This window comes from Paraburkholderia sp. RL17-380-BIE-A, from assembly GCF_046028085.1.
Classification (GTDB): Bacteria; Pseudomonadota; Gammaproteobacteria; order Burkholderiales; family Burkholderiaceae; genus Paraburkholderia.
Genome location: NZ_JARESQ010000025.1, coordinates 1 through 15290 on the forward strand (window position 1 = coordinate 1; position 15290 = coordinate 15290).

Consider the following 15290-nt stretch of genomic DNA (forward strand, 5'->3'; position numbering starts at 1 on the left):
GTTCGGCGATGCGAAGAAGGTGATTGAGGATATGGTGAAAGCGGTCGAGTGAGCGATGAGAACGTCAACGCTCACAAATGAAACGTGAGCGTTGGCAGTTCTGCTCGAAAACGGACTCACCGCAATACCGACTGGCCGGCAGACCCGCACGGAGATAGTCAGCCAGTTCAGAGCGCCGAAGATGGGTAACTTTTAACCGAGAAGGTTGCCACGAATTTAGTTCTTATCTACCTGCCACTTATTTTTATTTCGTATTACCAACTTTAATTTTTATCCTTAAGCGTCATCTTTCGTAGATTTTTTCTCTAACGGATCTTCAATATGTCAGCCACTCTTTATCGACTTTCGTTGGCACTCGTCGCGACCATCATCACGACGACTGCTTTTGCTCAAGGAGGCCAGGGAATCGGCCGATCGGGCAGCTATGAAGGCCCTCCCAACTATGGACTGGGCGTCAAGACTCGCGCGGAAGTTCGCGCAGAGCTTGAGTCTTCACGTACCGTGACACCCGCCGCTCAAGAAGAACACAATCGCGAAATCGTGCGTTCCGTTACCGGTGTCGTCAACGACTCCACGAAGACAACTGTCAGGTAAAAAGGATCTTGAAGACCAGGACGAATTCGTCGGTAACAACTCTTCGTATTTTTTCGACGGCTACCCGGCCGTTTGAGTGAATAGAATGCGCCGGGACCGGACCAAACTCTCAGAGCGGGTATTCGAGCGCCGACGATGTCAGTCGTGTCATCGGCAGAGACGCGTCATCACCACCAGGTGGATCCCGGCAAGCCCACTCAAAACCCGTGATTACGCTCACAGCCGATCGCGCAAGCGATCGTACCTATCGCTGCGATCGTTCCCACCCCGATGCCCAACCCAACCCCTAATCCAAGGGTTTCCAGCGTAGCCGAGCAACCTTGCAATCCGCCTATTCCCGCCAGCAATGTGGTCAAAAGAAGCCGCCGCACATTCGCTCCTGACAAAAGCACCTGGCATACGCGAGGATTCATGAATGGGCCTCCTTTCATGCTCCACTCGTGTTTTAAAATGACCAAGCAGTCTCGCCGCCTATGTTACAGATCAGGTCCCCGCTGATAAGACGCGTTTAGATAGCCTTCTGGCGCAGCGCTTACGAAAGTTTTTCGGTCGGACTGATATCCGCCGCACGCCGCAGGCTAATGTGACCTTCTGATTGCGCACAACATCCTGACGCTGGTCTCTCGACCGATAGCGCCGCAGGCAGCAACCGCGCAGCCTCTGCGCGGCTCAGGCCCGCAGCCTTGCGACACTCGCTCAGAACGACGTGCCGATCTGAAACTGGAACTTCTGATATTTGTCAGTCGCGTGTTTGACGATCGGGAAGCCGAGCGAAAGCTTGAGCGGACCAATCGGTGAAATCCATTCGAGACCCGCACCGTAGCTGTAACGCAATCCGTTGGCGCCGGTGCTGTTGCCTTCGTCGCCCCAGACATTGCCGGCATCGAGGAAAGTGAATACGCGTAGCGTCCGGTCCCAACCACTGCCTGGCAGCGGGAACGTCATCTCGACGTTGGCCACTACCATGCGCGAGCCGCCGATCGGGTCGCCGGTCGTCTTGTCGGTCGGACCGAGCGAACCGGACTCGTAGCCGCGCACCGAGCCGATCCCGCCCGCATAGTAGTTCTTGAAGATCGGATAGGCCTTACCCGCAAATCCATTGCCATAACCGCCCTGCAGATTCAGGCCGAGAATGAAGCCGCGCGAGAACGAGTAGTAATACTGCGCCTGCACGTCCGCCTTGTAGTATTCGGTGCCGCCGGCCGGCGTGCCGACTTCGCCGTTACCCTGAATGAAGTAGCCGCGACTCGGCACCAGTGCGCTGTCTCGATTGTCGCGAGCCCACCCCGCCGTGAGGGGCACATTGTTGACCACGTGGCCGAATTCGGCGACGTAGTCCTTGTAACTTTGCGGCGTGGACGAATCCGTCGACAGGCGGTTCTGTTCAAGTCCAACACCGAAATAGACGGTATCCGCCTCGGAAAACGGAATGCCGAATTTCAGATCCGCGCCCACCGTGATGATACGAAAGCTTGTGTCCGTATAGTAGTAGAGCGGGTAGTTGGTGCGGTAGTACACGTCGGTGATCCGCTTGATGCCGTCCACGGTGAAATAGGGATCGGTCTGCGTCACGGTCAGTGTGCGGTAGGTCTTCGCGGTGTTCACGTTCACGGCGAGGCTCGTGCCCGAACCGAACACGTTGTCTTGCGAGATGCCGGCCGAGAGCACGACCTTGTCCGTCGACGAAAAGCCCGCGCCCAGCGTAATCGCGCCAGTGGGTTTCTCGCTGACCTTGACGTCCACGTCGACCTGATCGGGCGAGCCTTCCACCGGCACCGTGGTGACATCCACATCGGTGAAGTAGCCGAGCCGGTTGACCCGGTCTTTCGACAGCGTGAGACGGTTCGAATCGAACCACGAGCTTTCGAGCTGACGCATTTCACGGCGCACCACTTCGTCACGCGTACGCGTGTTGCCGATCACATTGATGTGGCGCACATACACGCGGCGGCTCGGGTCCACCTGCAATGTCAGATCGACCGTATGGTGTTCCTGATCGATCTTCGGCACCGCATTGACGGTGGCGAATGCATAGCCATACTCCCCCAGCCTGTCGACAATGGCCTTGGTGGTGGCCTGCAGCTTCTCGGCCGAGAAACGCTCACCGGCTTTTATATTGACGAGCTTTCTCAATTCCGCTTCGCGATCGAGCAGATTGCCCGCGAGACCGATCGACGTAATCGTATACGGCTCGCCCTCGTGCAGCGTGACGGTGAGGTACATCTCCTTCTTGTCGGGTGTCAGCGATACCTGAGTCGACTCGATGTTGAACTCCAGATAGCCGCGATTCAGGTAATACGCGCGTACGTGTTCCAGATCGCCGGTGAGTTTGTCCTTCGCGTACAGGTCGTTCTTCGTGTACCACGAGAACCAGTTCGGCGTGGACAGTTGCATCTCGTCGCGCAACGTATCGGTACTGAATGCCTGGTTGCCGATGAAGTTGATCTGGCGGATCTTCGCGCTCGGCCCCTCGGCGACCGAGAACAGCACGGCCACCCGATTGCGGTCGATCGGCGTGATCGTGGTGACGACTTCGGCGGCGTAATAGCCGCGCGTCAGGTACTGGCGCTTGAGTTCCTGTTCGGCTTTGTCGACCAGCGCCTTGTCGTAATAGCGGCCCTGCGACAGTCCGACCGAACCGAGTGCCTTGGTGAGGTTTTCCTTGTCGAATTCATGAATACCCGCGAAGTCGATCGTACCGACGGCCGGACGTTCCTGCACGTACACGATCACGACATTGCCCTCGGTCGAGATCCGCACCTCGTTGAAGAAGCCGGTGGCATAGAGCGCGCGGATCGCTTCGGAAGCCTTATCGTCGCTGAACATGCTGCCCTGCTTGATCGGTAGATAGGCGAACAGCGTGCCGGCCTCGACACGTTTCAGTCCCTCGATGCGGATGTCTTGCACCACGAAAGGCTGCGCGGCCTGGGCGGACCCGCTTGTCAGCGTAATGCCGGCGAGCGAGAGCGCGCCGCCTAAACGGCTCGTTAATACTTGAAGTTTCATCTTGGGTTTCAGTCCTGATGCATCGCGCGACAACGAGAAAGCATGCGAGCGCTGCATTCGAAACGACGTGCCTCGGCTCTGGAAAGCGCGAAGTATAGGGACGTGATTGCCCTGGATCGTTACTGAAAACTTTCCGTACATTAGGGTTGCTAACGTGCGTAGGCTGCTCGTTGGGCAGGCGCATTCGCTTTGCAGACCGTGCGTCGAAATAAAGCGTTACAGAACCCAAGGAAGCGTAGGGCGCGTGTAACCCGGCGGCCGGCGTGCGCTGCTATCGTCAAATTGTCGATTCCGCTACCTGCGAAACGCGATTTGGAGAAGCGATCATGATTGAATATCTTTCACCCACCGTTCTGGCGGCGGTCCTGCGTGCCAGCTCAACGCCGATCTTCTCGATCCATCTGGCTCTGGCGTCGCTGCTCACTCCACGCGAGGTGCCCGGCAGCGCGGCGAACATCGCGAACACGGCGGATCGTCAAGCCGCGAGCCGGACAACGCCAGGACTGGAGGAACCGAACCGTGTCTGATTCGTCGACCTTCATGCTCAATTCCATTACCGACATGCAGTTGACGGCGGATGGTCAATACCTGCTCATTCACGGCAATCAGCCCACCGCTGCGTTGCATCGCTCGGTACTCAACGACTTGCTGGTCGCCCTGCCGAATGCCATCGAGCACGCCGACCGCGTGATTCATAACGATCAGGACATGGGCTTCGCGTTGCACTGCCAGGGCTGGGAAGTCGGTCGGCTCAACGGTATGGAGATGGTGGTGATCCGCTTCCGGCTATCCGGCAGCGCGGGGTTGTCGTTTTCGTTGCCGGCCGGGCAGATTCCCTATCTGCTGCAGGCGCTCGGCGGCGCAGCGGGTGTAAGCGAGCCCCGCTCGAACGACATGACGCTTCAGTAAAGCCCGGTCTATCCACCCGCGCATGACGCTGTTCGACCGGGCGCATGCCCGGGCTCCTCTTCACCACGCCGAATCGCAGCCTCCCTCCTCCTTTCCGGGCATTACCTGTCTTGATACTACGCCGTGTATTTCAGCGTCTACGTTTGCGGCCGCTCGTTCCTCTCGTGCTATGCGCGGCAGGATGCGCGCCACTTGCCGGTTACGCGCAATTGGCCGGCACCGCAGCGGTGCCCGAATCGCCCGACGGCATCTGGGGCCTGCGCCTCGCGCCGCAATTGAGCGAACATCCCCTGCGGCCGGGCGACAAACCCGTCACCTCGGCGATAGCCGATTCGATGACCACCACGACCGGCACCGACGTCTCATTGAAAGGACACGCGCAGTTGCGGCGCCCGGCGTCGATTGTCGAGGCAGACGCGCTGCATTACGACGTCGACCGCGACAAGGTCGACGCCTACGGCCATGTGCGCCTCGCCGACAACGGCAACGTATTCGACGGGCCGGACGCGCATTTTTATGTGGAGGCAAACCACGGCTATATCAGCGTGCCGAAGTACAGGTTCAATCTCAGCGGCGGATGGGGCAGCGCCGAGCGCGCGGATGTGGTCGATAACGAACGTACCATCGTTTATCGCGGCACATACAGCACCTGCCAATGCGAGTCCGCGCCGGCGTGGTATCTGAAGGCATCCGAATTCGATATCGACAATGGCAACGACGAAGGCATCGCGCACTACGGCGTGCTGTTTTTTCAGGGCGTGCCACTGCTGGCGAGCCCATGGCTGTCGTTTCCATTGTCCGGCGCCCGCCGCAGCGGCTTCCTGCCGCCGACGTTCTCGGTCAGTTCCACCAACGGCGTCGACGTCGCATTGCCGTACTACTTCAGTCTCGCGCCGAATTACGACCTCACGCTCACGCCGCGCATCATGTCGCGTCGAGGCGAGATGCTGACCGCCGACTACCGTTATATGCAGCCGGGCGATTCGGGCACGATATCTCTCGCATGGCTGCCGCACGATGCGATTACCGGCACACAACGCTACTCGATTGCGTTGAATCAGAACTGGAATCTCGGTTCCGGTCTGAACGCCTACGTGAACTACAACCGCGTGTCGGACTCGACGGTGTCGACCGATCTGGCCTCGGGTGTGGCGTTTCCAACCGGCTCCACCACGCTCTACCAACAGGAGGCGGGCCTCACCTACAGCAACGGTCCGTGGAGCGTGCTGGCCCGCGAACAGCGCTGGCAGACTTTCTCGAGCGACTCGACCTATAACCGCGAACCGCAGGTGAACGTGCACTACGCACGCTACGACGTGGGCGGATTCGACTTCGGCGCCGAAGCGGACGCGACACGTTTCACGATCTCATCGTCGGATATGACGCAAGGCAACCGCTTCGTGTTCAATCCTTACGTCAGCTATCCGATCGAGCGCCCAGGCTGGTTCATCACGCCGAAGCTCGCGTGGCATTTCGCAGCCTACGACCTGACCTCGATCGGTACCGACGTGCCCGCCGGGGAGCCGAAGTCGTTCAGTGTGAACGTACCCACCTTCAGCCTCGACTCGGGCATGCGGTTCGAGCGCAGCGTGCGGCTTTTCGGGCAATCGTACATACAGACCCTCGAACCACGGCTTTTCTATGTCTACACGCCGTATCGCGACCAATCGTTCGTGCCGCTGTTCGATACGGCAACGGCCGATTTCGGGCTCACGGAATTGTTCATGCCCAACAGCTTCGTCGGCAACGACCGGGTGTCCGACGCCAATCGCGTCACCGCCGCACTGACCACGCGTTTCATCGATCCCGCGAGCGGCGACGAGCGCGCCCGTTTCATCCTCGCGCAGCAGTACGACTTCCGCACCCCGCGCGTGACCCTGCAGACGGACGACGCGGCCAGTACGGTCGCTCGTACCGGCGTGATCGTGGGCGCTTCGTACAAGGTGGGGCCGGATTTCACGACCGAACAGGCGGTGGAGTACAGCCAGGCCAACCATTACCTGACCCATGCGGAGGCCGGCTTCGGCTGGGCGCCGGGGGCGCGCGAGGTGTTGAACGTCGCGTATCGCTATACGCGGGCTAACAGTACGCTCGACTATCAGCCGGTCAACCAGTTCATCGTGTCGGAGCAATGGCCACTCGCGCGCAACGTGGTGAGTGTGGCCCGGGTGAATTACGACATGAGTACGCACCGCCTGATCGCAGGATTGCTGGGATTTCAGTACGACGCGGATTGCTGGTCATTGGGCGTCGCGTTCGAAAAGTACACCAACGCCACCAGTTCGACCACGTCGCCGAGCACCGGTACGCGTGTGTTGATGCAACTTCAGCTCAAGGGTTTCTCGCAGGTGGATAACGGGCTGCTCGATCAGTTTCGCGCGAATGTGCCAGGTTATACACCGGCTTCGACGGTCAACGAACCCACCTCGCGCTTCAGTGACTATCCGTAAGAGAGGTACGCCCGCTCCTGCCTGGGCTGCTTCTCTGACAATTCGTCATGCTGCCCGTCGCCACGCTGCGACTACAGCGGAAACGTCATCGACACCACGAACCCTCCGTCGGGCGCGTTATCCGCATGAAACTCGCCACCGTTATACCGCACCAGACGCCGCACGATCGCGAGGCCCAAGCCGCAATGGGCATCGCCGCCGCGCGCTTCGTCGAGCCGCCCAAAGGGTTGCAGCGCGCGGTCGAGCTGGTTGCCAGGTATGCCGCTGCCGTGATCGCGCACCACGAGCGTGAAGCGGCCGTTTTCCCGTGACGTCGAGATTTCCACCGGCGGTTCGCCGTACGTCAGCGCGTTCTCGATCAGATTCGTCAGAATCCGGTCGAGGTCGACGAGCGGCAACTCGAAGCCGTCACCGGCGCGCAGATTCAGACGCACGAGTGCATCGTCAGCGAGACTGTCGCCGTAGTGGCGGCGGCAATGCGCATCGACGTGGGTGCGCGGTGAAGCGTCGGCCGTCTCACGCGCAAAGTCCAGAAACTGCGTGACGATCCGCGACAACGACTCCGCATCGCGCAAGAAGCCGCGACGGTTCGCTTCGTCGGGCAGCAGATCCGCGCGCACCTGCATACGCGTAATCGGCGCGCGCAGATCGTGCGCCACGCCGGCCAGCATCACCGCGCGCTCCTGCTCGGCTTGCGCGAGTTCGTGCACCATCTGGTTGAAGTCGCCGATCAACTCCTTCACTTCGCGCGGACCGCTCGCCTCCACAACCGGCGCGCGATGGCCCACGCGGAACTCACGCGCCGCGAGCGCCAACCGATGCAACGGCCGCTGCAAATGCCACGCAGCAACCAACGCGACGATCACCGCAAAGATCAGCATCATCGCCGACGCACCGAGAAAGCGTCGCGCCGGCAACATCGAATTCTGCAGCTTGATCCAATCCGGATTGCCCGCGTAGTGCACCCACACCGTGCCATCGTCGGCGTTGGACACCACCTGGCTGCCAGGCGGCAACTTCGCCCGCAAGTCGCGTTCGAACGGACCCGAGGTGTTCTCGCACGGCGCGGGACAGCCTGACGCGATCGCGTCGTTCGCTTTCACATACGACACGCCGAGTATCGCCGATACGTGCGAAGCGGCCAGAGTACCGTCATGTTCTGCCTGAACTGCGAGAAGCAGAGCGCGCTGCGCGTGAGCCGTGTCGATCTGGCCGCGCTCACGGTCCACGAGCAACAGGGCGGTAATGTGAACCAGCACGATCAGGCTCACCGTCATCAACGAGAGCCGGCCGAACAGCGTGTTAAAGGGATTGGTCATCGTCACTGCCGCCAGGCACGAACATGTAGCCGGTGCCACGTATCGTCTGAATCACGCGCGGATTGGCCGGATCGTCTTCGAGCAGACGGCGCAGGCGCCACACCGGCACGTCGATACCGCGCTCGGTCACTTCCGAATAGGGACCGTGCAGCAGGTCGACTAGCTTCGAGCGCGACAGCGTTTCCATCGGATGTTGGGCAAGCACCTCAAGCAACGCGTATTCGCCGCCGGTCAGCTTGAGCAGCTCGTCACCTCGAAATAGCGTGCGGCTCGCGAAATCGAGCCTGAAGCGGCCGAAGCGGAGTGCTTCACGCTTTTCGACCGGCGACGCCGCTGCGAGCGCCGGTTGGGCATGCCGGCGCAGCACCGCATGAATACGCGCAAGCAGTTCCTGTGGCATGAACGGCTTGCCGAGATAGTCGTCGGCGCCGAGTTCGAGACCGACCACGCGATCCACGCCGTCGGCGCGTGCCGTCAGCATGATCACGGGAATCGCGTCGCCATTGGCGCGCAATTGCTTGAGCGCGCTCAGTCCGTCGATGCCCGGCATCATCAGATCGAGCACGATGATCGAGGGCCGCTCACGTTCAAGCCGGCGGCTCAAATGATTGGCGTCGTGCAGCACGGACATCTCGATGCCGCGTTGCTGAAAGAACGTTCGGAGCAGGTCGCGAAGGTCGGCGTCGTCGTCGACCAGTAGAACCTGGATGGGCGTGTCTGGCATGGCTGGGCCCTGATCGATGAGGAGAGTTGACGGACGGCATTCCCGCGCGCCAGCCACTGGGTCGAAATATATCGAATCGCGCGACGCCGAGGGTTGCGGGTTCTTAGCCACGCTTACAGTTTATTACGGCGGCGCGGCCAGTTCGAGTGTCTTGCGCACGGCATCACGTTCCCATCCCATCCCCCCACCCCACAAGCCGCGCTCCGTTACAAGTCGTAATCCCTGTCTAAGCCACCGTAAGACGTTGGTCTCTATGCTGGGCTCCATCTTGCCGTTGGCGCAGCGCTGCGCGGGCTCTTTCGCGAGCGAACGGCGCGCGCCAGACGGACCTTGTTCGAAATCCAGTCGAAGGATGCTCACAGCATGCCCACTCTCACCATCGCGGTTGAGCCGTCACCGCGCGCGCCGGCGTTCACGCTACTCGCGGCGGCCGTTGCCGTTGCCACATTCATGTTGTCCGGTTGCGGCGACGAAGCGTCTCATGGACCCGTGCAGACGGTCCCCGAAGTCAGCGTCCAGACCATCACGCCGCATACCGTTGTGTCGAGCACCGAATTGTCCGGACGGCTCTCGGCGATTCGCGTCGCCGAAGTCCGGCCGCAAGTCGAAGGCATCGTCAGAAAACGCCTGTTTACCGAGGGCTCGCAGGTCGCGTCCGGCGCCGTGCTGTATCAGATCGACGCGTCCAGTTATCAGGCCGCCTATGACCAGGCGGTCGGCACGCTGGCCAAAGCAGTGGCGACGGCGAGCGCCGCGCAGACCAAGGCCACGCGCTACGCCGAACTCTCGAAGATCCAGGGCGTGAGCCGCCAGGACTACGACGACGCCGTCGCCGCGCTGGACGAGGCGAAAGCCGACGTCGTCGCCGACCGCGCCGCGTTGAAGACCGCCGCGATCAATCTCGGCTACACAAAGGTGGTGGCACCGATTGCGGGCCGCATCGGCAAATCGAGCGTGACCGAAGGCGCGCTCGTGACCGCCGAGCAGACCACCGCGCTCGCAACGGTGCAGGCGACGAGCGAGATGTATCTCGACGTCACACGCTCCTCCGCGGACTGGCTGCGTCTGCAGAAGGAATTCGCGAGCGGTCAATTGCAGCAGGCCGGCACGGACGGCGCCGTCGTTCATCTGGTGATGGAAGACGGCAGCACCTATGCGCAGCCCGGCAAGCTGCTGTTCTCCGATATCACCGTCGACGCCACCACCGGGTCCGTGACCTTGCGCTGCGTATTCCCGAATCCGGACGGCGTGTTATTGCCCGGCATGTTCGTGCGCGCGCGACTCGAAGAAGGCGTGAACCAGCAGGCAATCACGGTGCCGCAACTCGCGGTCTCGCGTGCGTCGGACGGCTCCGCCAGCGTGCTCACCGTCGGCGCCGACAACAAGGTCGTGCAGAGAACCGTGACGGCCGACACCGCATCGGGCAGCGACTGGCTCGTCACGAGCGGCCTCAAAGCGGGCGATCGCGTGATCGTCGCGGGCTCGCAGAAAGCGCGCACCGGCTCGCTCGTCAAGCCCGTCGAAAGCCCCGGCACATCGGGCACCTCGGCCACGCCCGCCACCGCGGACAACACGTCGGCAGCCCATAGTTAAAGCGAGATTCTCATGGCAGGATTTTTTATCAACCGACCGATCCTCGCGTGGGTCATCGCCATCGTCATCATGATGATCGGCGGTGCTTCCATCGAGACGCTTCCGGTCGAACAGTATCCGAGCGTGGCGCCGGTTTCCGTGCAAATTACGGCAACCTATCCGGGCGCCTCCGCCGAAACCATCGCCACGACCGTCACGCAGGTGATCGAACAGAAGCTGAGCGGCATCGACCATCTGCTCTATATGTCGTCCACCAGCAGTTCGTCGGGACAGGCGCGCATCACGCTCACGTTTCAGCAGGGCACCAATGCGGATATCGCGCAGGTGCAAGTGCAGAACAAGGTCGAGCAGGCCAGTTCGTCGCTGCCGGAGACGGTTCAGGAGCAAGGCGTGCAGGTCGCGAAAGCGGCCAACGCTTTCCTGATGATCGTGTCGCTGTCGTCGAGCGACGGCAGCATGAATTCCATCGATCTGGGCAATATCATCGCGACGCAGATCGAGGACCCGCTCACACAGATCAACGGCGTGGGCGACGTCACGCTGTTCGGCGCGCAACACGCCATGCGCATCTGGCTGGACCCGGTGAAGTTGCAGGCAGTCGGGCTCACCACCGCCGACGTTACTACCGCGATCACGAATCAGAACGTGCAACTCTCGGTGGGCCAGATTGGCGGCTCGCCGTCCACGAAAACGCAGGCCATCAACGCGACGATTTCCGCATCGAGCCTGCTCACCACGCCCGCGCAGTTCGGCGCGATCCTGTTGCGTGTAAATAGCGACGGCTCGAAAGTCATGCTCAAGGACGTCGCGCGCGTCGAGGTGGGCGGCGACGACTACAGCACGGACTCGCGCCTGAACGGCGCGCCGGCGGCCTCGCTCGCGGTCAAGCTCGCGAGCGGCGCGAATGCGATGAGCGTCGCGAAAGCCGTGCGCGCCAAGCTCGACGAACTGAGCGGGCAATTGCCGCGCAACGTGGTGGTCGACTATCCGTACGACACCACGCCGTTCGTGAGGATCTCGATCGAAGAAGTGGTGAAGACGCTGATCGAAGCGGTCATGCTGGTTTTTGTCGTGATGTACGTGTTCCTGCAGAACCTGCGCGCGACGCTGATTCCGACCATTGTCGTGCCGGTCGCCCTGCTCGGCACGTTCGCGGTGATGTCGGTGGTCGGCTTTTCGATCAACGTACTGTCGATGTTCGGGCTGGTGTTGGCAATCGGTCTGCTGGTGGACGACGCCATCGTGGTCGTCGAAAACGTCGAGCGGTTGATCGCCGAAGAAGGACTGTCTCCGGTCGAAGCCACGCGCAAGGCGATGAAGCAGATCACGGGCGCACTGGTCGGCATCACGACGGTGCTGATCGCCGTGTTCATTCCAATGGCGTTCTTCTCGGGCTCGACGGGCGCGATTTACCGGCAGTTTTCCGTGACGATCGTCGCGGCGATGCTGCTTTCCGTGTTCCTCGCGCTGACGCTCACGCCGGCGCTGTGCGCCACTTTGCTGCGGCGTAACGACGTCGAGCATCACGCGAAACGCGGCGTGTTCGGCTGGTTCAACCGCGTGCTCGCGCGCGGCACGGATCGCTATGACTCGGCGGTCTCGCGCGTGATCGGCAATCCGATGCGCTACATGGTGATCTATGTGTTGATCGCGGGCGTCGTGGCACTCCTCTTCATGAAGCTGCCTTCGTCTTACCTGCCCGACGAGGATCAGGGGATCATCATCACCTCGATTTCCGCGCCGGTCGGCACGCCCGCCGCGCAGACGCTGGAAACCGTGAAGAAGGTCGAAGCGTACTATCTCGGGCTTCCGCAGGTCGACAAGATCATCGCACTGACCGGGTTCAGCTTCAACGGTTCCGGACAGAACAACGCGTTGGCGTTCGTGAAGCTCAAGGACTGGAGCACCCGGCGCGGCAAGGACGGCTCGGCGGCGGCACTCATCCAGCACGCCAACATGCACTTCGCCGCCACGCGCGACGCGCAGATTTTCGCGCTCAATCCGCCGGCCATTCAGGAACTCGGCACACAGAGCGGCCTCGACTTCGAACTGGAAGACCGCGCGGGCCAAGGCCACGACAAGCTGATGGCCGCGCGCCAGCAACTGCTCGCGCTCGCGGCCAAAGACAGCGCGTTGTCCGGCATGCGTCCCGGCGGTCTCGACGACACGCCGCAGTTCCATGTCGATATCGACCGTGAGAAGGCGAGCGCGCTCGGGCTCTCCATTGCCGATGTGAACGACACGTTGCAGACGGCGTTCGGCTCTTCATATGTGAACAACTATGTCGATACGGGGCGCATTCAAAAGGTCTACGTCCAGGCCGACGCTCCATACCGGATGATGCCGTCGGACATCGGCCGATGGTATGTGCGCTCGAGCACCACGAGCAGTTCGGGCAGCACCACTTCGACGAGCACCAGCTCGACCAGCAGCTCAACTAGCAGTTCAACCACCAGCGGCTACGACGGCGAGATGGTGCCCTTCTCCGCCTTCGCCACCGGCAAATGGACCTTCGGGCCGCCGCAGATCGAGCGCTTTAATCGCACGCTGGCAATGGAAATGACCGCGCAAACCGGTGCAAATACAAGCACCGGCCAGGCGATGGACGCGGTCGATGCGCTCGTCAAGAAACTGCCCGCGGGCTACAGCATCGACTGGACCGGGCAATCGTATCAGGAGCGCATTGCCGGCTCGCAAGCGATCTATCTTTACGCGATTTCGCTGATCGTGGTGTTCCTCTGTCTTGCCGGCCTGTATGAAAGCTGGTCCATTCCGATCGCGGTGATTCTCGTGGTGCCGCTCGGCGTGCTCGGTGCGGTGCTGGGCGCGCATATCCGCGGGCTCTCCGACGACATCTATTTCAAGGTCGGCCTGCTCGCGACCATTGGCTTGTCCACCAAGAACGCAATCCTGATCGTCGAATTCGCCAAGGATCTGCAGGCGCAGGGGCGCGGGCTGATCGAAGCCACCGTCGAGGCCGCGCGGTTGCGGTTGCGGCCGATTCTGATGACCTCGCTCGCCTTCATATTCGGCGTCCTGCCGCTCGTGATCAGCACGGGCGCCGGCTCGGCGAGCCGTCATGCAATCGGCACCGGCGTGATGGGCGGGATGATCGCCGCCACGTTCCTTGCGATCTTTTTCGTGCCGGTTTTCTTCGTCGTCGTGCGACGCCTGTTCGGCGAGCACGGCGACACCAAGCAACAGGAAGGTGTTGAATGATGGGACTCAAACTCGGTGCCTGTGCAGCGGCGCTCGCGCTCGCGCTGCTCGCGGGCTGCACGCTCGATCCGCACTATGAACGGCCCGCCGCGCCGGTGGCGGTGGCGTATCCGCACGGCGATGGCTACGAAAGCACGAGCGCCGCGGCGAGTTCGACGAGCGCGAGCAGCACGGGCGTCACACCGCCGCTGGCCGCCGATACCGCATGGCAAAGCTTCTTTCGCGATGAACGTCTGCAGCGGTTGATCGGCATCGCGTTGGCGAACAATCGCGACCTGCGCGTGGCGGCGTTGAACGTCGCCGAGTACGAAGCGCAATACCGGATCACGCGCGCCGCGCTTGCGCCGTCGATCAGCGCGAGCGGCAGCCTGACTCGGGAGCGAACCCAAGGCGTGACGAGCAGTGTCAGCGATCTCAATGTCGGCACGACGTCGTGGGAAATCGATTTCTTTGGACGCTTGCGCAGCCTCAAGCGTCAGGCGCTGGAAAACTATCTCGCCACGGACGCGTCGCGCCAAAGCACGCAGATCAGTTTGATCGCGACGGTGGCGACCGACTACCTGACCTTGCTGTCCGATGAACGCCTGCTGCAATTAACCGAAGACACGGTCAAGGCGGATCAGTCGACCTACGAGGTCACGAAGCGTGTTCAGGAGTTGGGCAACTCTTCCCTGCTCGACGTGCAACAAGCCGAGAATTCGTTGGCGAGCGCGAAGGCCAGCCTGGCGGCTTACCGTCGTGCCGTCGCGCAAGACCGCAACAATCTGGTCGCTGTGCTCGGCGCGCCGATTCCCGACGACCTGCCGCCTGCCCGCTCATTCGACGACGAGTCCATGTTCGCCGACATCGGCGCGGGCGTGCCGTCCCTGTTGCTCACCCGTCGTCCTGACATCGTGCAGGCCGAGCATGCGTTGAAAGCGGCGAACGCCAACATCGGCGCCGCGCGCGCGGCGTTCTTCCCGAAGATCGAGTTGACGGCGACGGCCGGCACGTCGAGCTCGACGCTCTCGGGTTTGTTCAAGGCCGGCACGGGAGCATGGGCATTCGCGCCGAGCGTGTCGATGCCGATCTTCGATTACGGAAGCAACAAGGCATCGCTCGATGTTGCGAAAATCGAGAAGCAGATCGAGATCGCCGACTATGAAAACACGATCCAGACGGCCTTCAAGGAAGTATCTAATGCGCTCACCGCACGCGCCACCTACATCGATCAGGTGCAGGCGGATCGCGACTACGTCACGTCCTCGCAGCGTTACTACACGCTGGCCGAAGCGCGTTACAAGGCGGGTACGGACAGCTTTCTGACCTTCCTCGATGCGCAGCGCACGCTCTACACCGCGCAGCAGCAACTCGCGACCGATACGCTGTCCCGGCAGGCCAATCTTGTGACGTTGTACAAGGTTTTGGGCGGAGGTTGGGAGCAAGCTGAAAGCATTCGGTGAGAAGTGTCTCTCCGCGCTCGCAACTGCGTGTCTG

General features: G+C 61.6%; 10 protein-coding genes. 7 read left to right on the plus strand and 3 right to left on the minus strand.

What is annotated here, in order from left to right:
• Positions 1 to 321: 321 nt before the first annotated feature.
• Positions 322 to 594 carry a hypothetical protein gene (locus tag P0D68_RS31570; protein WP_408302719.1) on the plus strand — a complete coding sequence of 91 codons (273 nt, stop codon included), beginning with the start codon at positions 322 to 324 and terminating at the stop codon, positions 592 to 594.
• A gap of 696 nt (positions 595 to 1290) precedes the next feature.
• Here P0D68_RS31570 and bamA read toward each other — a convergent pair.
• Positions 1291 to 3600 carry an outer membrane protein assembly factor BamA gene (gene bamA, locus P0D68_RS31575; protein WP_408302721.1) on the minus strand — a complete coding sequence of 770 codons (2310 nt, stop codon included), beginning with the start codon at positions 3598 to 3600 and terminating at the stop codon, positions 1291 to 1293.
• A gap of 326 nt (positions 3601 to 3926) precedes the next feature.
• On the opposite strand from bamA, the gene P0D68_RS31580 reads away from it, so the two are divergent.
• The 3 genes from P0D68_RS31580 (at position 3927) to P0D68_RS31590 (ending at position 6959) form a co-directional block, all read left to right on the plus strand.
• Positions 3927 to 4127 (plus strand): hypothetical protein, encoded by a 201-nt coding sequence (locus P0D68_RS31580; RefSeq protein WP_408302723.1) that lies wholly within the window; start codon positions 3927 to 3929, stop codon positions 4125 to 4127.
• Positions 4120 to 4509 carry a hypothetical protein gene (locus P0D68_RS31585; RefSeq protein WP_408185714.1) on the plus strand — a complete coding sequence of 130 codons (390 nt, stop codon included), beginning with the start codon at positions 4120 to 4122 and terminating at the stop codon, positions 4507 to 4509. Before P0D68_RS31580 ends, P0D68_RS31585 begins: the two co-directional genes overlap by 8 nt.
• Before the next feature lie 164 nt (positions 4510 to 4673).
• Positions 4674 to 6959 carry an LPS-assembly protein LptD gene (locus P0D68_RS31590; RefSeq protein WP_408302825.1) on the plus strand — a complete coding sequence of 762 codons (2286 nt, stop codon included), beginning with the start codon at positions 4674 to 4676 and terminating at the stop codon, positions 6957 to 6959.
• Positions 6960 to 7030: 71 nt separating this feature from the next.
• On the opposite strand, the gene P0D68_RS31595 is transcribed toward P0D68_RS31590, so the two are convergent.
• The gene (locus P0D68_RS31595; RefSeq protein WP_408302725.1) at positions 7031 to 8278 is read right to left on the minus strand and encodes an ATP-binding protein; all 1248 of its coding nucleotides are present in this window, start codon (positions 8276 to 8278) and stop codon (positions 7031 to 7033) included.
• Complete coding sequence (locus P0D68_RS31600; protein WP_091793378.1) at positions 8262 to 9002, minus strand: response regulator; 741 nt, start codon at positions 9000 to 9002, stop codon at positions 8262 to 8264. The genes P0D68_RS31595 and P0D68_RS31600 overlap by 17 nt, the downstream gene beginning before the upstream one ends.
• A 363-nt stretch (positions 9003 to 9365) precedes the next feature.
• Between P0D68_RS31600 and P0D68_RS31605 the strand changes: the two genes are divergently transcribed.
• From P0D68_RS31605 to P0D68_RS31615, 3 genes are read left to right on the plus strand one after another with little or no spacing between them, the layout of a single operon-like run.
• Positions 9366 to 10595, plus strand: a complete 1230-nt coding sequence (locus tag P0D68_RS31605) for an efflux RND transporter periplasmic adaptor subunit (protein WP_408302727.1) — start codon at positions 9366 to 9368, stop codon at positions 10593 to 10595.
• 12 nt (positions 10596 to 10607) lie between these two features.
• Positions 10608 to 13814: an efflux RND transporter permease subunit gene (locus tag P0D68_RS31610; RefSeq protein ID WP_408302729.1), complete on the plus strand. Its 3207-nt coding sequence runs from the start codon at positions 10608 to 10610 to the stop codon at positions 13812 to 13814.
• Complete coding sequence (locus P0D68_RS31615; protein WP_408468800.1) at positions 13811 to 15256, plus strand: efflux transporter outer membrane subunit; 1446 nt, start codon at positions 13811 to 13813, stop codon at positions 15254 to 15256. Before P0D68_RS31610 ends, P0D68_RS31615 begins: the two co-directional genes overlap by 4 nt.
• Positions 15257 to 15290 lie beyond the last annotated feature (34 nt).